This window comes from Pseudalkalibacillus hwajinpoensis (assembly GCF_015234585.1).
GTDB classification, from domain to species: domain Bacteria; phylum Bacillota; class Bacilli; order Bacillales; family Guptibacillaceae; genus Guptibacillus; species Guptibacillus hwajinpoensis_B.
Window position 1 is genome coordinate 16,898 of record NZ_JADFCM010000006.1, and the last position, 23,912, is coordinate 40,809.

26 protein-coding genes, 1 pseudogene and 1 other annotated feature (1 of these 28 cut by a window edge) are annotated in these 23,912 nt (G+C 38.8%); of the genes and pseudogenes, 13 read left to right on the top strand and 14 right to left on the bottom strand.

What is annotated here, in order from left to right:
- Positions 1 to 145, bottom strand: a binding site (T-box leader) (it extends 69 nt beyond the left edge of the window).
- Positions 146 to 194: 49 nt separating this feature from the next.
- Positions 195 to 389, bottom strand: a complete 195-nt coding sequence (locus tag IQ283_RS10755) for a hypothetical protein (protein ID WP_194220183.1) — start codon at positions 387 to 389, stop codon at positions 195 to 197.
- Positions 390 to 667: 278 nt separating this feature from the next.
- Here IQ283_RS10755 and IQ283_RS10765 point away from each other — a divergent pair.
- From IQ283_RS10765 to IQ283_RS10775, 3 genes and pseudogenes are all read left to right on the top strand, one after another.
- Positions 668 to 2,191 (top strand): annotated as a pseudogene (locus IQ283_RS10765) (spore germination protein).
- Positions 2,178 to 3,266 carry a GerAB/ArcD/ProY family transporter gene (locus IQ283_RS10770; RefSeq protein WP_194220185.1) on the top strand — a complete coding sequence of 363 codons (1,089 nt, stop codon included), beginning with the start codon at positions 2,178 to 2,180 and terminating at the stop codon, positions 3,264 to 3,266. The pseudogene IQ283_RS10765 and the gene IQ283_RS10770 overlap by 14 nt, the downstream one beginning before the upstream one ends.
- On the top strand, positions 3,263 to 4,396 hold the full coding sequence (locus tag IQ283_RS10775) for a Ger(x)C family spore germination protein (RefSeq protein WP_194220186.1): 1,134 nt from the start codon (positions 3,263 to 3,265) through the stop codon (positions 4,394 to 4,396). The genes IQ283_RS10770 and IQ283_RS10775 overlap by 4 nt, the downstream gene beginning before the upstream one ends.
- 21 nt (positions 4,397 to 4,417) lie before the next feature.
- Here the strand turns inward: IQ283_RS10775 and IQ283_RS10780 are convergent, their stop codons facing one another.
- Positions 4,418 to 4,732 (bottom strand): hypothetical protein, encoded by a 315-nt coding sequence (locus IQ283_RS10780; RefSeq protein WP_194220187.1) that lies wholly within the window; start codon positions 4,730 to 4,732, stop codon positions 4,418 to 4,420.
- Between the two features lie 137 nt (positions 4,733 to 4,869).
- On the opposite strand from IQ283_RS10780, the gene IQ283_RS10785 reads away from it, so the two are divergent.
- Entirely contained in the window at positions 4,870 to 5,037 is a 168-nt protein-coding gene (locus IQ283_RS10785; RefSeq protein ID WP_084006653.1) for a YfhE family protein, read from the top strand.
- 60 nt (positions 5,038 to 5,097) lie between these two features.
- On the opposite strand, the gene IQ283_RS10790 is transcribed toward IQ283_RS10785, so the two are convergent.
- Positions 5,098 to 5,745 carry an N-acetylmuramoyl-L-alanine amidase gene (locus tag IQ283_RS10790; protein ID WP_194220188.1) on the bottom strand — a complete coding sequence of 216 codons (648 nt, stop codon included), beginning with the start codon at positions 5,743 to 5,745 and terminating at the stop codon, positions 5,098 to 5,100.
- A 219-nt stretch (positions 5,746 to 5,964) separates the two neighbouring features.
- Here IQ283_RS10790 and IQ283_RS10795 point away from each other — a divergent pair, with 219 nt between their 5' ends.
- Positions 5,965 to 6,528 carry a sigma-70 family RNA polymerase sigma factor gene (locus IQ283_RS10795; RefSeq protein WP_194220189.1) on the top strand — a complete coding sequence of 188 codons (564 nt, stop codon included), beginning with the start codon at positions 5,965 to 5,967 and terminating at the stop codon, positions 6,526 to 6,528.
- A gap of 7 nt (positions 6,529 to 6,535) precedes the next feature.
- Entirely contained in the window at positions 6,536 to 7,165 is a 630-nt protein-coding gene (locus IQ283_RS10800) for a hypothetical protein (protein ID WP_194220190.1), read from the top strand.
- 96 nt (positions 7,166 to 7,261) lie between these two features.
- Here IQ283_RS10800 and IQ283_RS10805 read toward each other — a convergent pair whose 3' ends face one another.
- Positions 7,262 to 8,305: an ABC transporter permease gene (locus IQ283_RS10805; RefSeq protein WP_206759456.1), complete on the bottom strand. Its 1,044-nt coding sequence runs from the start codon at positions 8,303 to 8,305 to the stop codon at positions 7,262 to 7,264.
- 24 nt (positions 8,306 to 8,329) lie between these two features.
- The gene (locus IQ283_RS10810; protein WP_194220192.1) at positions 8,330 to 9,187 is read right to left on the bottom strand and encodes an ABC transporter permease subunit; all 858 of its coding nucleotides are present in this window, start codon (positions 9,185 to 9,187) and stop codon (positions 8,330 to 8,332) included.
- 204 nt (positions 9,188 to 9,391) lie between these two features.
- Here IQ283_RS10810 and IQ283_RS10815 point away from each other — a divergent pair, with 204 nt between their 5' ends.
- The 3 genes from IQ283_RS10815 (at position 9,392) to IQ283_RS10825 (ending at position 11,816) form a co-directional block, all read left to right on the top strand.
- On the top strand, positions 9,392 to 10,333 hold the full coding sequence (locus tag IQ283_RS10815; protein ID WP_194220193.1) for a hypothetical protein: 942 nt from the start codon (positions 9,392 to 9,394) through the stop codon (positions 10,331 to 10,333).
- Complete coding sequence (locus tag IQ283_RS10820) at positions 10,314 to 11,195, top strand: protein-glutamine gamma-glutamyltransferase (RefSeq protein WP_194220194.1); 882 nt, start codon at positions 10,314 to 10,316, stop codon at positions 11,193 to 11,195. Before IQ283_RS10815 ends, IQ283_RS10820 begins: the two co-directional genes overlap by 20 nt.
- An 84-nt stretch (positions 11,196 to 11,279) precedes the next feature.
- Positions 11,280 to 11,816 carry a GNAT family N-acetyltransferase gene (locus IQ283_RS10825; RefSeq protein ID WP_194220195.1) on the top strand — a complete coding sequence of 179 codons (537 nt, stop codon included), beginning with the start codon at positions 11,280 to 11,282 and terminating at the stop codon, positions 11,814 to 11,816.
- 89 nt (positions 11,817 to 11,905) lie between these two features.
- Here the strand turns inward: IQ283_RS10825 and IQ283_RS10830 are convergent, their stop codons facing one another.
- Complete coding sequence (locus tag IQ283_RS10830; RefSeq protein WP_194220196.1) at positions 11,906 to 13,186, bottom strand: MFS transporter; 1,281 nt, start codon at positions 13,184 to 13,186, stop codon at positions 11,906 to 11,908.
- A 206-nt stretch (positions 13,187 to 13,392) separates the two neighbouring features.
- Between IQ283_RS10830 and IQ283_RS10835 the strand changes: the two genes are divergently transcribed.
- Positions 13,393 to 13,926: an RNA polymerase sigma factor SigX gene (locus tag IQ283_RS10835; RefSeq protein WP_194220197.1), complete on the top strand. Its 534-nt coding sequence runs from the start codon at positions 13,393 to 13,395 to the stop codon at positions 13,924 to 13,926.
- Positions 13,926 to 15,146 (top strand): GerMN domain-containing protein, encoded by a 1,221-nt coding sequence (locus tag IQ283_RS10840; protein ID WP_194220198.1) that lies wholly within the window; start codon positions 13,926 to 13,928, stop codon positions 15,144 to 15,146. The genes IQ283_RS10835 and IQ283_RS10840 overlap by 1 nt, the downstream gene beginning before the upstream one ends.
- 41 nt (positions 15,147 to 15,187) lie before the next feature.
- Here IQ283_RS10840 and IQ283_RS10845 read toward each other — a convergent pair whose 3' ends face one another.
- The 3 genes from IQ283_RS10845 to IQ283_RS10855 all read right to left on the bottom strand — a co-directional run bounded on the left by IQ283_RS10845 (position 15,188) and on the right by IQ283_RS10855 (position 16,792).
- Positions 15,188 to 15,670, bottom strand: coding sequence for an endolytic transglycosylase MltG (locus IQ283_RS10845; RefSeq protein ID WP_194220199.1), 483 nt, complete (start codon positions 15,668 to 15,670; stop codon positions 15,188 to 15,190).
- A complete protein-coding gene (locus tag IQ283_RS10850) occupies positions 15,663 to 15,866 on the bottom strand; it encodes a hypothetical protein (protein WP_194220200.1) in 204 nt (67 codons plus the stop codon). Before IQ283_RS10850 ends, IQ283_RS10845 begins: the two co-directional genes overlap by 8 nt.
- Before the next feature lie 299 nt (positions 15,867 to 16,165).
- Complete coding sequence (locus IQ283_RS10855; RefSeq protein WP_194220201.1) at positions 16,166 to 16,792, bottom strand: NUDIX hydrolase; 627 nt, start codon at positions 16,790 to 16,792, stop codon at positions 16,166 to 16,168.
- A 237-nt stretch (positions 16,793 to 17,029) separates the two neighbouring features.
- Here IQ283_RS10855 and IQ283_RS10860 point away from each other — a divergent pair, with 237 nt between their 5' ends.
- Positions 17,030 to 17,437 carry a BsuPI-related putative proteinase inhibitor gene (locus IQ283_RS10860; protein WP_194220202.1) on the top strand — a complete coding sequence of 136 codons (408 nt, stop codon included), beginning with the start codon at positions 17,030 to 17,032 and terminating at the stop codon, positions 17,435 to 17,437.
- Positions 17,438 to 17,501: 64 nt separating this feature from the next.
- Here the strand turns inward: IQ283_RS10860 and IQ283_RS10865 are convergent, their stop codons facing one another.
- Positions 17,502 to 18,170, bottom strand: coding sequence for a DUF1836 domain-containing protein (locus IQ283_RS10865; protein WP_194220203.1), 669 nt, complete (start codon positions 18,168 to 18,170; stop codon positions 17,502 to 17,504).
- A 167-nt stretch (positions 18,171 to 18,337) separates the two neighbouring features.
- On the opposite strand from IQ283_RS10865, the gene IQ283_RS10870 reads away from it, so the two are divergent.
- On the top strand, positions 18,338 to 18,826 hold the full coding sequence (locus IQ283_RS10870) for a hypothetical protein (protein WP_198427146.1): 489 nt from the start codon (positions 18,338 to 18,340) through the stop codon (positions 18,824 to 18,826).
- Positions 18,827 to 18,878: 52 nt separating this feature from the next.
- On the opposite strand, the gene IQ283_RS10875 is transcribed toward IQ283_RS10870, so the two are convergent.
- From IQ283_RS10875 to IQ283_RS10890, 4 genes are all read right to left on the bottom strand, one after another.
- Complete coding sequence (locus tag IQ283_RS10875) at positions 18,879 to 19,874, bottom strand: zinc-binding dehydrogenase (protein WP_194220204.1); 996 nt, start codon at positions 19,872 to 19,874, stop codon at positions 18,879 to 18,881.
- Between the two features lie 22 nt (positions 19,875 to 19,896).
- Positions 19,897 to 20,193 (bottom strand): Dabb family protein, encoded by a 297-nt coding sequence (locus IQ283_RS10880; protein WP_194220205.1) that lies wholly within the window; start codon positions 20,191 to 20,193, stop codon positions 19,897 to 19,899.
- A gap of 136 nt (positions 20,194 to 20,329) precedes the next feature.
- The gene (locus IQ283_RS10885) at positions 20,330 to 22,300 is read right to left on the bottom strand and encodes a hypothetical protein (protein ID WP_194220206.1); all 1,971 of its coding nucleotides are present in this window, start codon (positions 22,298 to 22,300) and stop codon (positions 20,330 to 20,332) included.
- 32 nt (positions 22,301 to 22,332) lie between these two features.
- Complete coding sequence (locus tag IQ283_RS10890) at positions 22,333 to 23,601, bottom strand: ATP-grasp domain-containing protein (RefSeq protein ID WP_194220207.1); 1,269 nt, start codon at positions 23,599 to 23,601, stop codon at positions 22,333 to 22,335.
- Between the last annotated feature and the right edge of the window lie 311 nt (positions 23,602 to 23,912).

Sequence of the window (23,912 nt, forward strand, 5' to 3'; positions counted from 1 at the left end):
CTATAACGGGGAGCCCGACTGCTTCTACTTTATTCAAAACAGTGTCTTGAAAGTCCGGTTCATGCTTGCTAAGGCCCCGGGCTTTCACCATCCCCGGATCGCTTCATCCGTATACAAGCACTACTCTCTTTCGCATTGACGATACAATATTAGTCTTATTATAGCCGACTTCCATATAATTTCAACCACTTATTTTATAAGTCCTTTTTCCGATTCAGAATATCCATTTTTTCACCATCAGCAATACCATCCTGATACCCTTCTCGATAAATCGATGTTAAGTACATGGAAATCAGCTGTCTTACTTTTGGCTCTACGTTCACGACCTCTAAATGCTTCATACACCGATCAACTGCCAATTTTTCCTTTTGAACATTTTTAATCGTCATCGTTAGAACCACCTTCCGGATAAGTTATCCGTATTATACACCACCCTAACAATGAATTTGCACTCATTCGACAAGACTCGATTTGAATTATGTTAAAACCATACCAAAGACCAGTAAACGACGAGATCAATCACGAGATAACAAAGACTATAGACCTATCCCAGGGCATTTATAACTCTTTTAAGCCCTTCATGAATGATTCATTTTAATTCGTATACATAACTTTTCAATGATTATAACAACCTATACCTATCTAATTTTATTGAGGAGGGTGCATTGTGAGACGTAGTAAACGAAAATCAATTCGAAATGAGTCCTACCAAATTCCAACTGCTACTGAATCACATGATGCATACTATTCACTTGAAGAAAACAAAGAATATATAAAATCCAAATTCCATAATACAGAAGATATCAAATTCAGAAATATTACAGTTCAGGATGTGAAATGCCTACTTACTTATTTAGATCCGTTAGTTGATGAAAAGAAGCTTCAAAATACGATTATGAAACCATTATTTGAGACCAATCAATTAAACATCGAGGATACGGTAACCTCAAAAGAATATCGACGATCAAAGAATCTAAATGATGCTGTTTCAGGATTAACTAAGGGATTCGTAGTTCTACTAATGAACGGGTATTAACATTTTTATTTATTAGAAGCCTTCTCAGGAAATTCTAGAGCAATATCTGAGCCCATTAATGAACAAGTCGTTCGTGGTTCACATGAAGGATTTGTCGAAAATATTATGCAAAACCTACAAATGCTTCGTAGAAGAATTGAGAATCCTAACCTTGTGATTAGATTCTTTAAAGTAGGTAAAACAACAGACACGAAAATAGCTGTTATTTACTTACAGCACCTGGTTAACCCCGATCTTGTTGCTGAAATAGAAAAAAGAATCACAGCTATTAAAACCGATTCCATTCAAACACCTGGGTATGTAGAAGAATTTATCGAGGATTCTCCTTTTTCTCCATTCCCTCAGATGCTAAGTACAGAGCGACCTGACAGAATGACCGCACATATCATAGAAGGACGAATCGGTCTCTTAATGGAAGGAAGCCCTTCCACATTAATATTGCCGGTTACTTTTTTTGCTTTTTATCAATCACCCGAAGACTACAATAGCCGCTGGTATATTGGGTCAATCTTAAGATTAATTAGAGTAGCCAGTTTTATCTTTGCATTGGGGCTGCCTTCCTTATACATCGCAACTGTATCTTTTCATCCGGAAGTACTACCTGCCGAATTAATCTTAAATATTAAAAGCTCACTTGAAAACGTGCCATTCCCTCCATTACTAGAAGCTTTAATTATGCAAATTGTCCTTGAACTACTAAGAGAAGCTGCGATACGACTTCCAGGTCCTATCGCCCAAACGATTGGTATTGTAGGAGGTTTAGTTATTGGAACAGCGATTGTAGAAGCTAATCTCGTCTCTAATATGATGATTATTGTCGTAGCATTGACAGCTATATCATCCTTTGCCGTTCCATCCTATGAAATGAGTATGTCTATTAGGCTGCTTGGTTTTCCACTCATGCTTCTTTCTGCATCATTCGGATTTATTGGTCTTGTCTTTGGCCTGGCCATCATTCTAATCCATTTATGTGGCTTAGAAACTTTTGGCACACCTTATTTCTCACCGCTTGCACCATTTCGTTTCAACGAACTAAAAGATTCAATCATTCGCCTACCACGATGGTTACTCGGAAGGCGACCATCAGATGTACGTGCTCAGCATGGAACACAAGAGTGGATCTCAAGAAGGTGGAAACAAAATGAAGACGAGTAGCCAAATTAATTCGGCGCAGCTTTTTTTTATCATTTTCCAAACACAGGTTGGCGTAGGAGTTCTCTCGCTTCCTTCATCCTTATATGCAGGAGCTGGAACAGATGGATGGATTACTCTTCTTGTTACAGGTGTTGCTATCCAACTAATTATTTTTATACTTTACTTTTTAAGCAACCGTTTCCCATCATTAACGCTTTTTGAATATGGGCCAAAAATCATTGGCAAATATGCAGCATGCATCGTTTCACTTCTTTACATCTTATTCGCTATTTCTACAGCGGTTATTGTATTGGAATTGTTTGAGACAACGATCAAAACGTGGATTTTATTTCGTACACCCATGTTGGTCATCCTTTTATTGTTAACGGTAAGCGGTACCTATCTTGCAGTAGGTAGAATCAAAGTAATGGGAAGGTTTTATCAATTCGTTTCAATCCTTATTGTACCTCTAGTCATAATGTCTGCTTATACACTAAAGGATGCCGACATTCGTTACATCATGCCAATTGGTCAAAATGGCATAGGAACAATATTGAAAGCAACACAGCAAGGGATTGTGTCCATGCTGGGATTTGAAATTGTATTATTTATATACCCTTTTGTTCAGACTAAGGGTAAAACAGCACTTAAGAGTTTAACTCTTGCCAACGTAGCGGTGACACTTCTATATAGCTTTTTAACGTTTACCACATATGTGTTCTTTAGCCCCGCTCAGCTTGAAATGATTCCAGAACCTTTGGTCTATATGTTAAAAGGCGTGTCCTTTGTTATTGTTGACAGGGTCGACTTGATTTTTCTTTCTATCTGGATTGTTTCTGTGATGACTTCTTATGTGTCGTATTTATATATTGCAGGAAGAGGGATTCAACATTTAACAAAAAGAAAAAAAACAACTGGTCCTATTTTGGTAGCTGCCTTTACTGCACTAATCTTAGCTATGTTCTCACATGATCGATATACTGTTGAAATGCTTTCCGGCTATCATGCGAAAGCAAGCTATTTTTTTGCCCTTGGTTTTCCCCTCGTTCTTTTCCTCATGAGTCTTTTATTTAAGAAAAAAGAGGAGTCGCCATGAACAAAAAACTTTATCAATGCCTTATTTTGCTTAGTATGCTCATACTCCTAACTTCCTGCTGGGATCAGGAATTATTAAAGGAATCTAAGCTCATTTACGGAGCTGGATTTGACTATGAGAACGAAGATGAGATTCGCACCACTTTTGTCGTCCGTAATCTTGGTGTCCCTGTAAGCCAGGGGGGTGTTTATTCCAATCGAATTATTTCTATTGCAGGCCCCTCCCCTCGAGCTACTCGAATAGAAATGGATCGAATTATTTCAAAACAAGTAACCGCCTCAAAAAATCAACTACTGCTTTTAGGGGAAGAAGTAGCAAAACACAACGTTGATCATATGTTTGATATTTTGTACCGTGACCCCAAAAGTCCACTAGATGCGCACGTTGGCGTAGTAGAAGGTCGCGCAACAGATATGTTCAAATTGGATCACATTGGTGATACGCTTGTAACTGAGTTTATTACGAATCTCATTAAAGGAGCAGAGAATAAAACAGAAGCTCCTCGTATGACTATTGAGAAAACATTTCGCTATTCCCACGATCAAGGTCAGGATTATGCTTTGCCTTATATTAGTTTTAATGATGAAGTAGGTGCACCGGAAATGGATGGACTGGCTCTATTTCATCATTCCAACTATACTGGCGTTAAGATTCCACCACTAGACGCTACGCTGTTGCTCCTTCTGAGTAATGCTAAAAGTAAAAAGGCTAGTTTAGTTGAAAACTTAGGCGAAAACCATAAAAAAGGCTATCTAACTGAAACCGTTACAATCAATATTCGGGACTCTACGTCAGATATTGCTTATTCTTTTAAGGATCAGAAATTAACGAAGGCGGTTGTCAATCTTGAAGTAAGAGGAAATATAGAGGAGTATCCTCAAAACCACCTCTTTAAAGAAAGTCAAGTGGAAGAAATAGCAGATGAGCTATCAACCAGGTTAACAAAAAGAGCAAATGATTTACTTAATAAAATTCAGGAAGCAAACTGTGATTTCCTTGGAATTGGTCGTGATTTAAATGCTTATCACCACAAAGCATGGGACGGGGAACAGTGGGACAATGACTATCCAAAACTAGATCTTCAGGCTAACGTAAAGGTAAAGATTGCTGAAACAGGAATAATTAAATAGAAAGAGAGTAAGCACACTCGCTTACTCTCTTTCTATTTGCTTCATCTCTTCAATTGCCGGTTCTTTTGCACCGTACCAGGAATAGGCTACTTCATAATATTCTCCTTCATCGACAAGGTTCCAGGCCATTTCATCTTCAACCAAAAGTTCAATGGCTTCTCCTTCTCCTTCAGGCTGAACAAAAACATAGAAATGATGATCTGTGCTTTCCTTTTTAATCACTTCACCATGTTCAATATGTTTTTCATGAACATAGGTATACTTTCCAATTAAAAAAAGGCTGACAAGTACAATGATACTTGCAATCGATATATTTAATGCTCTCTTTCTATTCATAGTGCCTCCGTATTGAACATGTTTAGTATTAAGTTACCACAAATATTAGTATTTTAACAAAGTTAGATTAGGATGTTTAATGATTTTTTCACACGGGTACCATTTATTATAAGAGACGATACAAGGAGGAATTACAAATGGCTAAGAATTCTCAATACCAACCAATTCATGAGAGTGGTTTCTCACTAAGTGATGCTCAAGAAGTAGCTTATGCGAAAGAATTTAAGAAAGCAGATATTGCCGGAGGAATTCGTAAGCCTAAAGTGAAAAGGGCAAAGAGCGAAAATCCTGATCTACTTAAATAATGACTTTAAGGAGCCATGCTGATTGCATGGCTCCTTATTTATGCAAGTATTTATACTTCTTCAAACCTTTTTCACAAATGCGTCGTACCCATTCTTTTTCAATTTCTGGCATAATTGATCAGCGTTAACTTTCTCCTTATAAGCGCCGGCCTGAACGTAATACAGTGACTGTGGCGCACCTTTTAAATACCGCACGGCCGCAAGCACAGCTTCCTCAGCAAGCTGGAGGCGATAGGAGCGAGCCTTTAATTTATTTACATCCGATGAAGAATCCAAAAAGCCATATTCAATTATTACTGTCTCTACATCCCCAGTTAAACGATGCATATAATAGTAATCTTTTCTATCCGCTCCTACTCTAGAGAAAACTCTTCGCACTCCCATCCCCGCTTTTTTCAAAGATTCTGCTATACTGCCTGCCAAATCACTCTTTGCGTAAATTGAATGAATAACTTCAGCCCCACTTCCTCCCCCCGCATTATAATGATTACTCAAACAAATTGAAGCACCCGATCCTTTAACAAGTGAAGAACGCTTTTCAGAAGATAGATCAATATCTGTCCTTCTTGTAATAGCACAAGGTATACCAAGATTCTTCAAAAACTCATATTGATGAAGCGCTACTTCCATAGTCCAATCCTTCTCTTTCACGCCATTCGCCACCGCTCCTGGATCATTCCCGCCATGTCCTGCATCAATGATAATCACTATTCATTCCCCCTCTATTCCTTTTTCGTATCGATTATTCTCGATACCAATTGCTGCCTCCTTATGCTATATATCGAATTGAAAAAGATAAAAGGGGCATTAACAGATAATTTTTACAAATTCCGCAACCTTTCTTTTCATCCCTCGTCTTAATAGGAAAGGTCTTAGTTTCAATTGCTATTCAGTGCCAATCCTAAATGACCTTCGAAGGATGATAATATGAACGATAATTCCCCACTTAAACTGAATACAGATTTCTCTACCTATTCAACACTCCAAAAAACAGAATTAGTCGAAGAATTAATGGATCAATACGGCGAAGCTCTGCTAAGACTCGCTTATACTTATGTAAAGGACTGGGGTAAAGCAGAAGATATCATACAGGAGGTTTTTCTGACTTGCTTTTTAAAGATAAATACTTTTCGAGGAGAAGCTTCTCTAAAGAACTGGCTTTATCGCATTGCGATTAACCGTTGTCATGACTATGTACGAAGCTGGTCTTTTAAAAACATCATTCCAAGTAACATGATCTTAAATTTCATTAAGAATCATCAGCCTTCCCCAGAACTTATTGCGATAACAAAAGAAGAATCTTATATGTTACGTCAAACGATTTTACAACTTCCATTAAAATATCGTGAAACATTTATTCTCTACTATCATGAAGATTTATCCATTAGGGACATTAGTTCACTCCTTGACACAAAAGAGGCAACTATAAAATCCAGATTGCACCGGGCTCGTCGCCTTCTTGAATCAAGACTGAATAATGAAAGTGAGTGAATGAAAAATGAACCAAAATAGATTAAAAGAAAAAGTGAAAGAATCTTTATTCATTAAAGAGCATTTAACAGAAAGAAAAAAAGAAAGAATCATGGAAAATATCCTTATTGCTCATTACGCTGACCATAAGAAGAAACGAAGCACCTTTCTAGAATTGGTTGGATTTGCGGTCTGTTTGGCACTACTTATGACAGTCACTCTCACAGTCATTGATATTGATTTGGATCCTCCTATAAAACATGAAGCTTCTAACCAGTTACAAGAGGCCCCATACGTAAGTGCAGCTTATATGAAGCGGGCATCAGAAATTGCTCATCGTGACCTAGATATTCTCGATGTAACCTATTTCTCAATGGATAAAACGATTTATCTGGATATCACGGTGTCAGACAGTTTTTCAAATAAAAAAATGAAGGAGTTAACAATACAATATTTGGAGGTGTTATCTCATTTATATCAATTGAAAAATGATCAACTGGGGGAAATATGGGATTATTATCATTTAGAAATTACGATTAAACCAAACAGCGATTACCCTTCTTTAGCCTTTATGGATGAAGAAGATAGTACCTTTTTTCTTAAAGGTTCTAAGAGGATAAAGGAAGCAAGTATGAGTTGGTCCTCTCCTTCTAATTAACTAACCTGTATGAATTTTTATCCGCTACTCGAAGATCATAGTAACGTTGTAAAACAAACATAAAAGAAAAAGCACAATCTTGAATTGTGCTTTTTCTTATCTACTTGCCGTTTTCCTCTCCATCATTTCGCCATGATTATGAACAAAAGAAAAGGAACTTGAATCGATCTCTGTCTTTGTATCAGGAAGTTCAACATTCTTCATCCTTCTACTATTCGACTGCTTATCTACCACTTGCTTGAAGCCTTCTAACACAAAATTCAGTGCCAGTATGACAAGAACAAAAAATAGGATGGGAATCAACGGAATCCATGTTTCATATGAAAGGAATCTAAAGGTGGATCCAATTAACCCTGACCATTCTCCAGAAACCGAGCGATATTCATCACCTAACATAGGGTCTGGATTAAAGAACGTTCCACCAAAAAACAACTTCAACAATCCAAGATGTAGCAAAAGAATCAGAACGTTAACAATTTGCTGAAGAAAAATAATCATCATTCGTGGTCCTAAGTGCGGTAGTACATGCTTTGAAAGAATATGCCTTCTTGAGCCTCCTAATGTTCGTGCTCCTTCAATAAATTCTCTACCCCAAATGGCGTTTGTTTCATTTGAAATAAGAATCGTCGTTGTAGGAATAGCGACCGCTGTCAAGATGATCACTTCAAAAACCATGCGTTCAGTGAAAGAGAATGAAAACGTTCCTTCCATCCCGTTTTCCATTAATACTACATGGAGGATAAAGTAACATAATAACGAAATAGGGATATACTGCATCGCATCCACCACTCCAGCTGTGCTTCTAAGCGTTCGGCGAAAATAAGTCCCTCCAATTACACCTGCAACAAATGATAACGCCATTCTCATTGAAGCAACAAGAAAGGCAATTCCAATTGTATATTTTGCACCAATGATAATTTGCTCAAACAAATGGTAGCCGAACTTATCTGTACCAAATGGAAGAACTTGTACAGGTGAAAGAGGCGATCGGTCAATTAAATTTCCATCGTCGTCATAAAGCATAAACGTTTGAGGAATGTCATCATGGTAAACGAGCGAATAAAAAATACTGCTACCTAATAAGAGAACGATAATGATCATTCCGAACATAAACATTGAATTTCGCAACGCACTTTTCAACATCCTTCTTCCCTCACTTCCGAACTATAGTAACGCTTCTTCTTTTGAAACTCGCTCCGCTACAAACTGGTAAAGTGTCAACGCCAAGAATATAGGGATAAATAGACATAAAGCGCCTATCGTGAAAATTTCTGGCGTAGGATGTTCATACATAAAGCGGATTAATCCGTTCAAATTGAAGACGAATTCCATAATAAATAAATTAGATAACGTAAACCAGACAATGGAGGGCGAGTGGAAGTAAATCGATAAGATCGCATTCCGAAAAACATGGACAAGGAAAATGGCTGTTGATTGCACGCCTTTCGTTCGTGCAAGCTCAACATAAGGCTTTTCAAATTCCTCTTCGAACACTTGCATCATAATTCGATAGAATAGGAAAGCTGGTAATATAGATAGCACTAAAATAGGCATCGTGTAAATTCGTTCATATGCTGCAATATCCATTAACAAAATATCTGTTTTTTTATAAAACCAGATGATTCCAATTTGAACAATTACGAGAATAAATACATCTGGAAAAGATTCAGTTAGAAATGCAAATCGTTTAAACCATTTTCGCATAGGAGGCGTAAATCTGTAGGTAACGTATGTAAAAACAAATCCTACAACAAACGAAAGAAATAAGGCACTGAATAAAATGACTATGGAATATGTCGCATAATCAAAGACCTCTGGGAACAATTGATAATTCGCATTCCCAGAGCGAAACGTTATATCTTGATAGTGGATCAACTCCTCTAATGTCTCAACTAATCTCTTCAAATATCCAGAAAAATCAAGCTTCATGCCATTGAATAACCCCGGTAACGCCCCTAGTAACAGCACACCAATAAAAGCAGTAATAAACTTAAGGCCAGTTCGAACAGCCTTATTCTCCATACGGTATCCCCCTTATGATTTCAATTTTCTTTAATAGCTCATCGTGTAGATATCTTGATTTAACATAGTCTATTTAAAGACGGAGCAAACAAATAAAAGTTTCAAATAGACCATAAAGAATCATTTTTTATTACATGTGATGAAACTCCTCCCTCCCGAATACGCTGTTAACAGCGCACTTTCGAAAGGAGGCCACCCTTAAACATGTCTACCTCACTTGAGATAATCCGGAAAACAGAAGGCATTAAACGTCTTGATCTGTATATAAGAGAGTTGATTCAGCATGATACAAAATTAGCCATTACACGCATCAATGACGAGGACCTTACTTATCCCACTCTCTATGTCTTATCAAAGGTTATTCGCGAGCACAGTCTTACAAAGAACTTATCAGATCGGAATAAAGTAGCTTTGTCCATCCAAAGAGATATTCTAGCTACAGAACGCACACCAGCAACTCCTTTTCCATATTCAATCTGCGATCTTCCACAGTTCATTCACTCTGTACTCAGATGGATGGTCGAAACTGGGAAAGAGGATAAACTGAACGCTCGCTATCGACTTGTTATTGACCGCGCTGCTGGGCTATTGACAACCATCTATCAAAACCCGGAAGACCTCTCCCTTGTTTCAGACCTATTATTCAAGAGAAACAGCGAAGGCCACTCTACACATTACTTAACATGGTCTTATTTTTCTTCACGAAACATGTCTAGTCTCCTCCCTATTGGTGAAAAGCTATTATCTTCTCATGAAGAAGAAGTTGAGTTTGCAAGAGAACTGCTTCATTTCATTTCCGGTTTAGAAGAAAGCTCTGATCAGTATGCCTATTTTAGGGGTTGGTATGAAGAGAACCTCCCATACCTTCTTCATAATGAAAATAGCTATGAATTAACAGCTGAACTTTCACCTTATATTATCGATCACTACACAAAATACCGTGAACATCATTCAAACACTTCATCGGAATACCATCGAGATAAAGGATTTCATACGTTAACCGAAAATGAAAAAGAAGATCTTGCCAACTTCTCCTATCAAATGAGAAAAAGATCTCGAAACAAATGGAAGGAGTGGATCAATCGACCTCTCGATGCCCAACTGACGCTCATTGAGGAGGTTCAGCATGATTACTATAGGAGGTAATAGTGTAAATAAAGACGATGCGATAAACGCTGGCATTGTACGACCTCTTGAACAAACGATACTTCATGTCATGCATGCAAGTCCCTATACGTATTCCTATCGCTCGATGGATGCATTATTATTTGAAATTCGATTTAGAGTAGCCATCACAGACAGTTCACGTGAACTTTACTATAGCGGTGTTCAATTTGCAGACTTTTATCGTTCGCGATGTAACCCTATGTTCTGGAACCTCCTACCAGATGGCGCCTTTCAATTAAAAATGGGCGTTCCGGCATCTGAAGCAATACTCGATATTTACCGAAATGGGAGACTATATGCGTTTGAATGTGCCACCGCTATGATTATTATTCTCTATCACGCAGCAGTCAAAATGCTCCCTCCAGCACAGTTTAATCGACTATTTTCAAACATACGGCTTTGGGGATGGAAATACGACCAGGATTTGCAAATTGTTCACAACATCCCTCCTGACTACCTTCCTGGTGATATTCGATATGTAAAAAATCCTGACGTGAATCCTCTTACGCCAGAATGGCAAGGTGAGAATGTTGTAGATTTAGGGGATGGTACTTTTTTTGGACACGGTTTAGGCTTTCGAACCGTTGAAGGTATGATTGAAGCCCTTGCATTAAGAAGACGGCCGGGTGCGACGCGGATGCCTTATTTAATGCTTCCTGCTACTAGACCTGGGTTTTCCTACTTGTATCAATTCTCATCCAATAGAAAAGAAGGAACAACGCCTATTATGTTGTTCGATGACACCTTACAGCGATCTACAATGTCAATTGATGAATATGAAGAAAAGCATGAAGAACTTCTAAAAAACTTCATAACGATACGAATTGGAAATAGCTCTTGAATAAAATCAGGCTAACTCCCGGGTCATAAGCCCTCCACCCCGTTTTCACATATGCATATGGTAGAGTAACGGGTGGTGAACGCATTGAAAGAATTCCCTGAAATTCAAACTGAACGCCTAGTTTTAACAGCACTTAAAGAAGAAGATCGTAGTTCACTTTTTTCCATATTCGCAGATCCACTTGTCACCTATTATGATGGTGGAAAAGTTATGAAAACCTCTACACAGGCCCTTCACTATATACGTGCTTTCAAAGATACCACATCGATATCTTTGACCAATACAATACGTTGGGGTGTCCGATTGAAGTCTTCAAACACCTTAATTGGTACGGCGGGTTTCCAAAACTGGGATCGCACCTCTTCTAAAGCAGAAATTGGTGCCATTCTGTCTCGAAATTACTGGAGCGGTGGTTATGGAGCCGAAGCAGCAAAAGCCGTTATAGAATACGGATTTAAACAAATGAAACTTCACAAAATTTATGCACAAACAATAGAAGACAACCGTGCCGCTGTTAAGCGTTTAGATGAGCTTGGCTTTCATAAAGAAGGACGCTTTATAGATCACGTCTATTTAAGAAATCAGTATTATCATGTGCTCGTTTATTCTCTATTCCAATAAAATCTAATAGGTAATTTCCTTACTTCCACCTAATCTCCTTAAATGTGCAAAAAAAACGCTTCTTCAGATATACCTGAAGAAGCGTTTCTTTATACTTGTTTACTAGGCGGTGGAGACATAAATGCGGCAATTGTACCGAGAATTGGAAAGATAAGTATAATCAATAATATTTCTGTATACCCTCCAAAAACGTCAAAAGCAATACCAAATGGGAGTGGTCCAAAAGCAGAGCCTATGACCATCGTCGTTGTCGCAATTCCTTTAATACTTCCTAGATGCTCCCTACCAAAATAATTCGGCCATATAATGTTTAATGTAATCCGTTCAATACCTCCAATAATTCCCCAAAGAACTGCAAACACAATAGCAAGTAAATAAGTATGCACCTGAGTTAACAATAAGATAAATACCATTTGGCCAATAAACGATAAACCAAGAACAATATGAACGTTCACGCGCTCGAGAATAAATCCAGAAGCCATTGTTACAGGAAAGCCAACAATCGCCATGATACTCAATATGATGGCAGCTGTACTTCCTGGTACACCTTGCTCTCCTAGAATAGAAAATAAGTGAAAAGTTAAACCGGTATTGACAAGTGCAGGAATACTAACGCAAAAAAGAATAAACCAAAATGCTCTCGTTCTCATCGCTTCTTTCACAGTCCAATTCGTTTCGAAGCCCTCTTCTTGCTCCTCTTCCTCCATTTTCTCTTCTCGACGTTGTGCAAGTCTTTTCTTCGATATGGCATTATCAGGAAGAAGTCCGATGTCTTCAGGTTTATTTTTAACAATGAAAAAGACAACAGGTAGAAAAATAACAATGAGTGCGAATCCAAGTATTCTCCAGGCACTTTCCCATCCAAACGATGCGATTAGCCATGTATTAAGTGGAGGAAAAGAAGCTGAGCTTAAAAACCCACCAATAGCCATAAAGCTAAGTGCTCGCCCACGTTTTACTACAAACCACTGAGGCACAAGTGTATTCGGAATTAACGTCATTGAACCTTGTCCGAATAAACGAAGCATAAAAAAACCAATAAATAGCATGACAGGTCCAATAACAAAGCTATTCCAAAAACATGCGACTGCCAGCAAAGCCCCCATTATGAGCATCATTCGCCGCTGTCCATGTTTATCTACTAATCTCCCTACAACAAATAACAATAGTCCAGCCGCCAGCGTAGCAGAAGAATAAATGCCTGATACAAGCGATCGTCCCCAGCCAAAATCTTGAATGTAATAGTCAATGAACACAGATACGGCGTAAGTTTGACCTGGTCCTGAAAAAAAGACGCCAATGGCTGCTGCCATCACAATATACCATCCATAAAAAAAGGATGAGTTTTGCTGCTTCGAAAATAACTGCATCCAATAGCTCCTCTCAAGCTGTCATTAAATAACATTCTATCGAAGAAAAGCTAAATACTAAAACACTTTGCTTTGTCATCCATATATCATTATTTTCATTCATTCCTACAACCTCAAAATAGATTGTTCTATTTCTTTTTGTAATCTTGCTGTAACCTTTTAAGTAGATATATCGTTTTAATAAATAGAAGAAGGAGGGCTGAAGAATGGATAAGACATTTGAACGTTTATATGATCGCTACCACACGAACTTATTTCAATTTTTATTCTATATGGTAAAAAATAGAGCAATTGCGGAAGAGTTAGTGCAAGAGGTTTATATTAACGTGCTACGTTCTTATGACAAGTATGAAGAACGCAGCAATGAGAAGACATGGTTGTTTGCCATTGCGAGAAATATAGCCATTGATTATTTACGTACACACAATCGAAGAACCTCAAGGTGGCTTAGTAAGTTCGATTTTAACAAGCAGCAGCCAACTGATGAATCTCCACTTCCGGAAGAAATCCTACTTCAAAAAGAAGAAGTGCAAGCCATTTATAAATGTTTAAGAGAATGCACACTTGATCAGCAACAGGTGCTAATCCTTCGCTACATTCAAGAGCTGTCGATAAACGAAACAGCCGAAATATTAAATTGGAGTGTTAGTAAAGTGAAAACAACTCAGCATCGGGCTATTAAAGCGCTCCGCGATCTAGTAGATGATCCATCCAAAAACCAACTAAAGGGGGTCTTATGATGAGTGATCGAACAAAATCCCTTCTTTCTCAACTACCTGAAGTCAAAGATCATAGAAGCAAAGAATCGATCTATCACAACATCGAGAAAAAAAAGAATGAACAATCACAAAGACAACGAACAAAGAAGAAAACGCCATGGATCATTCCCAGTATTGCCGCTATTGTGGTCCTATTCCTGGCCGTTCTAATTACGCCTGGTCTCTTCAATCAAAATGATAACTCTTCTAATATGGCCATTACACAATCAGACTCAAACAATTCAGATACAGCAAACTCTTCAGTCTCAGGAGATGATTCAAAATCTGAAAGCACAACATTAGCACCTACTGGTGAGAAATCAGATCAAACGAGTGATACTGTTAAGGAAGAGCCGCCAACACTCACAAAAGAACCGACTACTTTTGACAGCTACATTCCAGCATTTCAGCAGTCTGAAGGAGCAAACGTTGTCGTTTCTTTCCCAGATCCTGAAAGCTTACTTCTCGTTCCGCTTTCATTTACTTTAGATGAAAACAAAAGCATACAAGAAAACTTAGAAGAAATTTTATCTACTTTTGATGTTTCGAAATTTGGTCTTGAACGCTCACCACTAGTTGATGCAACTCTAGATTTGATTGATACTGATGGAATTAAAACACTCATAGTTAGCTTTAAAGAGCCTGGTGATAGCCTTTCATCGACGGAATCAATTATGATAAACGATAGTGTTCAACAGTTAGCGAAAAGTCTCGGTGCCGATCAAATCAATTGGCAAACGAATGGAGAGGAAGGCTACACTCTCGGAAATTTCGGTTCAGCTGACACGACAGTGAATCAAAAGCCTTCTCCATATTACCTTTATGAATCAAGTTCTGAATCACGTTTCCTCGTAAAAGGACCAGCCCTTTCAGGTGAAGAAGGTGCTGAACTCGATGTCGCTCTCTCGCTTATGAAAGAAGGCGATCCTAACGTGCCCTATTACATGCCAGCGATCCCTCCTAACGTAGGCATCTATTCATTCGAAGGAGACGGTCCTGAAGCAACAATTGCCTTTACGGAAGAAAGTGAATTTCAATCAAAAGAGGAAGCGATGCAAACAATCGAAGCCTTAATGCTTACTGCTTCTCAATATAACTATCAGACGATTCGTTTTGAGAACACTGGCTTTGATCAAATCGGTGGATATTCACTTGATCAATCCCTAACCATTCCTTCATCTCCTAATGCTATTTCGAGATGAAAATAAACAAAACACCCGGCAATTTATGCCGGGTGTTTCGTTTATCTCGTAACCTCTTCCACTATATCTGCAGAAGACATATCCGTTTGAAGTTCATATTCACCTGGCTGAACTGCCATTTCTTTGTCCATGTCTCGAAGCGATTTAATAAAATCATCCGATTTCTTTACTAGCTTCTTGTCTTCTAGACTTTGAGCAACTTCCTGACTGGTCATTCCTTCTTTAATAGTAAAGGTGATTTTCTCAGGTTGATCAGAGACTTTTTCTTTCTCTACCTTTTCTTTTGTAGCCTGATTTTCGCTCACTTGTTGATTCTGAGTCGCTTCTTTTTCTTTCAAAGAATCATACTCTTCCTTTTTAACCATAACCATGCCTTTTTCTTCTAAATGCTGTTCAACGGCAGCTTCTGTTAGCTTATTGCCTTCCTCTGCTTTTGCTGGAGAAAATAAAAAGTAATATGCCGTTAACAAAAGCGCAGCGAATAAAAGACCAGCCCCAATTCCTTTTGCTTCTTGCTTACTCATTAGGACCACCACTTACAGATTTTGTTTTGCTTTCTAGCATTTCAGTACGTTTCTTTACCGTTTTCAACTCTTTCATTAAGTTGATATAAACGTCATCAACCTGACCTTTCACTTCTTTAGCGTAGTCCTTAACAAAATACGAGTAAATAAAGAAACCAAGTGAAGCGGCAAGTAAAACAAAAATAATCGTTAACATTGCTTTTCCCCCTATTAAATGTTTGGCATTCTCTCTATGTATTGCACTTATTATAATCCAACTAAATTCTTTCGCGTCGACCTGTAGGTTTTTGTCGTTTTTAATTTAAACTTATCACCTATAGTAAATAAGTTATGTTACCTAATAAATATATAACCTAGTAAAATCCTCAAAGTTACAACATTCCGAAAAGGAAATCACAAAAAAACTAGAAAAATCCGACATAAATCGACCTTTTCTAGTTTACCTATGTTTGCTTCAATTGACAATAGTCCTTTAATGGAAAAACGCTTCTTCTCTTATTCCTCATTCACCAATTGAATGAAATGATACAGTATCCTTGCCGTCATCCCCCAGATGACATAGTCATGATAATAATAAAAGAACTCTGGCATACTTGAGGATGACCAATTATATTCTTCACCATTCGGAATAAGATGAAACGGGAATCCTTCATCTGGCTGTACATGTACACGTATATCATGTCGCTCTGGTGGGTGATTCTTAAAATGAGATAAAGGAACTGTAAACACTTCCTCTACTTCATCTGGATTAGGTGATAATTCAGAGTCTGATTGGATCATCCCCGCAAACGGGTATACGATAGATTGGAATGATGTAACGAGGAAATCAAGTTCCCCCATTACAGTAACTTCTCTTTCTAAAACCCCGAGCTCTTCACAAGTTTCTCTTACTGCTGCATTTTTCGGGTTTTTGTCGTGCTGATCTACTTTACCACCCGGAAAACAAACCTCTCCCGGCTGTCTTCTTAATGACCGTGCTCGTACTTCAAATAATACATGTAGCTCTCCATTCCGTTCTATTAAAGGCAAGAGAACGGCAAATTTATAAAAGCGCTCATTTCCAAGGACTTCTGCACTTCTGCCATTTATCCTAGCTTGAATATCTACTAACGATGCCTTCATTCTATCGAACTCCTTCTGTAGAACTTATCTCACTCTATTATATGGCATTTATAACGGTATATCCTCCACTTTGTCTCTGAAGATTGAAATAAGGTTTTAAGTTCATTCCTTTGAATTGTAACTTTCTAGGATGTCACCTCGTCTAATAAACAAAGGAGTGATGGGATGCTTAAATATGTGATGATAGGAACAATGGTACTCCTTACTTTGACGGGATGTGGAGAGGAGAACGCAACTATGAATACGAATACAAATAACAATACAAGTGAGCAAGTATCTGGTTCTTCTGGCATAGTAGCTGGATCTCTTGAACCTACCCTTCAGCTTGAAACAACGGAAAGCGGAGCGGCAACTTTCTTATATCGTATTCAAAACCAAACAGAGAGAGTCCAATCTATCCACTTTCCAAGTAGTCAAAAGTATGACTATAAACTTTCGAATGAGCAAGGAGAAGTAATTAAAACCTATTCCGCTACCAAAAGCTTTTTGAAAGAAGAAGAGAACGTTACATTAAAACAAGCTGAATCACTCGAGTACTCCATTATTGTAGATGAACTTACACCAGGATCCTATACACTAGAAGTTTGGCTAGCAACAGATGGAGATGGCCAGTTCAAACAATCCATTGATTTTACAATCGATTAAAACCAAACGAGCTGGCGCCTTTTATGAGGTTCCAGCTCGTTCTTTCTTCCTCATTCATCATTTCTTATTTCCAAACATCATCAAGATATTGCTTCGACAACGTTTGATAGTAAGCAGCTTGAACAGAGAGTGCGGCAGAAATAAGTAGTTTCTCAATATCTTTTTTTTGATTTTCCGTTACTTCATGGAAAACATTAGACAACTCAATTGACTTCTTTTTAAACTCTTCCTTTGAAGGTTTTATTTTCGTATGAATCACTTCAAAAAGCTGCGAGTACGCAGTATAAAAGATTAATGGATCGATTAAGTCATCATTTCGATCCGCCGGGTTATTAAAAGCAAATTTCAATAGAAGGCGGATGCTTTCAAAATCGTGCGTATTCTTTAAATCTTCTACAATAAATAAAATTGCCGCTTGTTCTATTGCGTATTTCTTACCTAATTGTGGTGGACCAATCCATTCTTTAATATCTCTTTTCACCCAATTTTGAACAGCAGTGGATCGGAAACTTGCATACTCTAGCTGATTACCAAGCGTCACAATTTCATTAATAGATAAGCCGAAAGCACCTTCAGTCACTTTCAATAACTTATCAAAAATAGCTGGTATTTCTGTTCTTCCTTTTCCGGACCTTTTCATCGCTCTCAATAAAATTTCATCTGGCTTTTCCTCTGCGCGAATCGTTTGAAGAATATTTCCCATTTCAGTTCTAGTTAAATAAAAGTCTCTCATCTTCCACCTCTACATTTAAGGTCATTTGAACTTATCGTATAGTTTCTTTATGGAAATTTCAAGAAGGGCACACATAAATGAGATATTTGGGCTCAAAATTGCACTTGTGTTAGTAACTGATTCATATCTAGGTGAATATCCTGTGTTGTGTAAAGGAGGAATCGCTTATGAACATGTACGGGAACCAAATGAATCAGAACGTTCAAGGTGCGATGCAGGGACATTCTCCGAATCAGGCAGTTCAAGGAGCCATGCAGGGTAATCAAATGCCTCACCAGGCAGTGCAAGGAGCCATGCAGGGGCCGAATATGCAAAACAACGCCGTTCAAGGGGCAATGTTTGGAGAAGAAAAACAGCTTATGGGTGATATGAAACAGTTATGCAAAAGGTATAACACCTATCATGCTAAAGTAAGAATGCAGGATGGGATGGAGTATGAAGGAATTATTATGGACTCAGATGATGAGCACATGGGTATGATGATCCCTCAAGAAGTAGAAGAAAGCGAAGGCCAAGATACGGATAGACAATATGGGCGCTATCGCTATCGCAGATTCGGGCGCTTTTTCTTTCCTTTAGCTGGAATTGCAGCTCTTAGTCTCGTTCCTTTCTATCGCCCGTATTACCCCTACGGCTATCCGCCATATTACTATTAAGAAAAAAGGAAGCCAAAGGGCTTCCTTTTTTCTATGAATAATTCAAAAAACACTACTCCATTCTTAATGAAATTTTCCCAAATTGGGAACTCTCACTCAAATGAGCAAAAGCCTTTTGAATATCGTCAAAAGAATAGACTTCATCCATAATTGGCTTGATAGAATGTTCATTTACGAAAGATACCATCTCTAGAAATTCCTCAGCGCTTCCCATCGTTGAGCCAAGCAAGTTATATTGGCCGTAAAAAAATGAGCGCAAGTCAAATTCAATTGTATCCCCTGTTGAAGAGCCGAAAATAACAATGGTTCCACCCTTTTTCAGTACTCCGAGAGATCGATTGAACGTAGCTGCACCGACACTTTCAATAACCAAATCAACGTTTTCATCCTCAGCTGCTTCAGTCCAATCCTCTTCATCGGCAAGAGCTCGATCTGCACCAAGTCGAAGAGCGGCCTTTCGCTTAGATTCACTTCTGGAACTAACAATCACTCTCGCACCAGCCGCTTTCGCAAACTTAAGCAAGAACGTTGCTACGCCTCCACCAATTCCAGGAATAAAAACAGTTTGTCCTCTTCGAAGTTGCCCTCTTGTAAATAATGAACGATACGCCGTTAATCCGGCCAAACCTATGACAGATGCTTCTTCAAAGGTAAGGTTTTCTGGCTTTTTCACAGCATTTTCAGCTGGAACAACGATCGTTTCAGCAAATGTACCATCACCTGGAAAGCCTACAATTTGAAATCCAGCTGGAGGAACAGGAGAATTCTTTTCCCAACCAAGACCGGGGTTAATGATCACTTCATCACCTTCATGAATCTCATCAACGCCTTCACCAACTGCAACAACAACACCAGCACCGTCTGAACCAAGAATAACGTCTGGATCTTTCGGATCGTGACGATCTGGTATAAATAGATCTCTGTGATTTAACCCCGCTGCCTTTAGTTTAATCTTCACTTCACCTTTGCGCGGCTCCGACTCGACAATATGATCTTTAAACGATAGCCCTTTTTGACCTGCTTCATTGCCGTGAACAAATCCTTTCATATGTAAAAGCTCCTTTCCATATTTATAGACATTCAAAATCTAGTGCAAGGACATCTCTCATTCCAACCTCTTTCAAGTATGCGACTACTTCTTGGTGCGCCGGGTGTGGACCGTATGCTTCTAGTGCTTCTTTTGATTCAAACCGAACCGTTAGAGCACTTTCGTAGCCTTGACTACGATCGGTGAAGTTATTTCCTGCTTGAATGTCAATAATTCCAGGAATTTTCTCCTTCACTTCAATTAATCTTCTCATGCCCTCTTCTTTCTGATCCATAGTCGTTTCTTCACTGAATTTAAATAAAACAACGTGTTCAATCACTCTATTTCCTCCTTCTTATATCAAGCCTGTCAATTCAATATGACAAGTTAAGTTAATCAAAAAAAGTGCCAGGAAACAAATGATATCCCTGGCACCTCTGCTTATATATTTCCCCAAAACCGTAATTTATAACCTCTTATTTACTTAACCAGGTATACTCGTGTCCCCAGCTATCTATGGCGAGTGATTTCACAATTGAGATGTGTTCGGCTTCAACCGCATACGCATCTCCTTGCTCATAAGGATTATAATGAAACGCATATAAACGCGATGTAAATTCTTCAAATGGTAGCGAGCTTTCTCCTGGAAGTTCCCCTTTCCCCATAACAGTGGATTCAATTCCCTGACCCCAATTCTGGGAACCATCATTATTAGGATTATAAAAATAAACACGATACTCTCCATCAGGACTTTTTGCGATTCTTTGGATCGAAACAGCATGGAACCCAAGCATTTTTCCATGAACATTCGTAATAAAAATCCCAACTGGATTCGGATAAATTAATTCGTATTCATCGTTGTATTCAGGATGATGCGTCGCATAAAACAATCTGACGAAACCAGGATAGTCTGTTACGCTGCCAGTAATCGGCTCGATAACGGTACTAAAGCCTTTTTGAACCCAATTTCCATAAAAAGCAGGGTTGACCCAGCGATGTCCATCTTCTCCTCTTAGCGCAACTCTGCTCATCATCTCACTGTATATTCGATCGAGATGTGGAACGAGTACAAGCGACACCGGGTCAAGCTCTGGGTGAAGATCAGGAGCGAGACCACCTTGAAGATCTTTCGAATGAATTTGAACACCTTCAAACACCATATCAATGTCACCATCTCTTGCAGCTCTTGGTATGATCTCAAGTAGATAGCCAGGAGCATGCTGAGCCCATAGGCTTATTCCTCTTGCCGCTTGACATGTTGGATTAAGTCCTTGACCAACACCAAGCGGCTGTCCAAGGACGCTAATGACACCTGCAAGCAAAATGCTATTAGCCGTTAACCCTTCACCTTCTCCAACTGTATTGAATAATGCGCTTCGAACTTCTGGACGTATATCTAGCTCAATCATACGTCTTAATCCAGGCATAACTGGAGAAGCCGAAAGCACCCCTCTCTCTAATAACAATGCTAATCCATAGACGGATTGGCAAGTAGACGGAAAAAGCGCAACTTTAATGAGCTGATGAATAAGCTCCCCATGTTCTTCAAGATTCGCCTTTCCCTTCCCAGTTAATTGAAGTAGTACAGGTAGAAGGTGAGGTGATTTTCGACTTAAGAAGCGAGCAAGCACACTATGGTGTGGAGAACAAAGACCGGTTTTTCTCATAGAAAGACCGAGTAACTCACTTTCTCTTCGAAGCTCTTCTGTTGATAGTCCCATCAGTTGTTTACGGTATTCATTCGGCAACTGATAAGTGTGACTTAATTCAGAAGGGCCTTCAATCGAAGCCACGTATCCTTCAAGAGTAGACCGCTGCTCTTCACTGGTTTCTGACCTCAACATTTCCTTAGCCATTTTAATCATGGACACTGTTCTTTTAACCGTAATTGGTCGTTGAGCTGTTAAACGTTCAATCTCATAGATCAGTGTTTCTGATAAAGCACTTGAAGAGAGATACTGTGATATAAATTGAAACAGCCTCTGTGTTTCAATCGTATTCTCCTTCTCCTCTATTCGGGAAGCTTCTGAAGCATTTGGGAAAAGGATATCTAGATTTAACGCCATAACTTCGTTTAAGAAGTCCATCGCCATTTCTTGTGAGACCTTTGGATGACTTCCCTTTCCTTCCGCAATCGCAAGCATACGCAGATCGCTAAGCATTTCGATCACGTAAGGAAGACCCTTTGCTTGAAGCGATCCTGCAACAAGAGGCGGCTGGAGCTTTGAGGGATCTTCCCACGGACCATCCTGGAATACGCCCGCTTCATCAAAACGTTGCGCGTATTGATATAGAAACTCAAGACCTTCATCGGTTTCCAAAAGCCGATTCGCTTCCTGGAAAACGTCTGTCTGATAGCGAGATTTCGCATAGGATGGTGCTTCTTCAAGACGAGTGAGTGATCTGGAAAACCTTGCAATCTTTCCTTCTGTTACTTCAGATGGCATGCTAAATTCTCCTTTATGGTAAAAATAATTATCTACAGATAGAAATCATATTTTTCGTAGTCTACAAGTAACCGCGTCATCTCCGCACTGTCATCTCCGAAGAAGAAAATGGTCCCATAATGATTACCGAAACCGACCCGCTCAGCTACTTTCCCCTGTGGAGGAGTAAACATATCATGCTTCTCAAAGAATTGATGTTCCTCAAGCTCTTCAGGAATATTTAATTCCTCAATGTAATTCACATGCGGATGTACCATTAAACAACCCGCATATCCCATAGCTTCATCTTCGCCAGGAAAGAATTTTCTTAACTCTTCTTCAGTCGTATTTGGATCACTACATAGAATTTGAGCTTCATAAGCACTAAAACCGTAAGCGCGTTCAATTAGATCAAAAATATGGCCACCTGGTACTCTAGCAGCTACTTCTCCGAAGTGAAGTGTGCCATCAGGCATAATGAAATACTCAGGATGAATCACGCCGTTCTCCACTTCGAACGCTTCGATTAATTGTTCAATCGCTTTCCGGATAACGGGACGCTTCTCTTCAAGAGAAGGAGAAGGGGGAACAAAGTTTGAGTACCCAAGTTTTACATATTCTGTTATATTAAGAAATTGAATTTTCCCACCATGTACAAAAACCTCACATGAGAATTCCTGCCCATCCAAATGACTTTCCATTAATAAAGGAAAATCAGTATCTGTTAATGCATCAATATCTGCAGGATCATCGATGGCTCGATGTCCTACTGAACCAGCCTTATCTAAAGGCTTGCAATGAATCGGCTCGTATTTATCTCCATCCACTTTCAAAAGAGCATCGTTGACTCTTTTAAGAAAGCGCTTTACATCTTCCTTGTCTCTTGCTTCTTCGAAAACACCTACTTTAATACCAGCCATCTGTGCCTTTCGTTTCATCATTCCTTTATCTCTTAACAATAGAGAACGGTTAAATAATCTAGGCTCTTCTCTAAAGCGAGAATTCAGAGCTCCTGCCCATTCCACACACTCTTCATAAAGGGGGACAGCAACCTCTGCGCCTAAAGCTTTAAGTTGCTTATAGAGTTTGTCTGATCCTTCATTCAATCTATCAAACTCCCAACCTACGAAAGTGATGTCATGCTTCTCGGCATAATCCTTAAAATCAGGAGGACCAACCACTACAAAAGGCCGATTCAACTTGTCACAGGCCTCAATTGCGGGAAGACTCCATCCAATCAATGCTGTTAAATATGGAATTGTCTTTCCTTCTGGCTGACTTTCTTGTAACGTCTGGTTCATTTCTAGTTGATCCAGTTCCATTTTGTTCTCGCTCCTTTATGAAATAGTAGAGAAGTCTTTCCTGACCTTCCTTATCTAACGTAGCAGATTTGAAGACTAATTTTAACTAATATTCTGACTTTTCGACCTATAAATACAAAACAAGTCACAATACTTTACCATTCGACAACGCTATAGAAAAAGTACAGTCAGGATACCATAATTATACCTTCCCTCTTTTTGTAAAAAAGTAACAAAAAAATCCATAGAAACAAAGTTTTTTCTTTTCTTTTTTTTGAATTCACTCGCGAATGAGCCAAAAATCGAGATATCAACAATATAAGCTACTATAG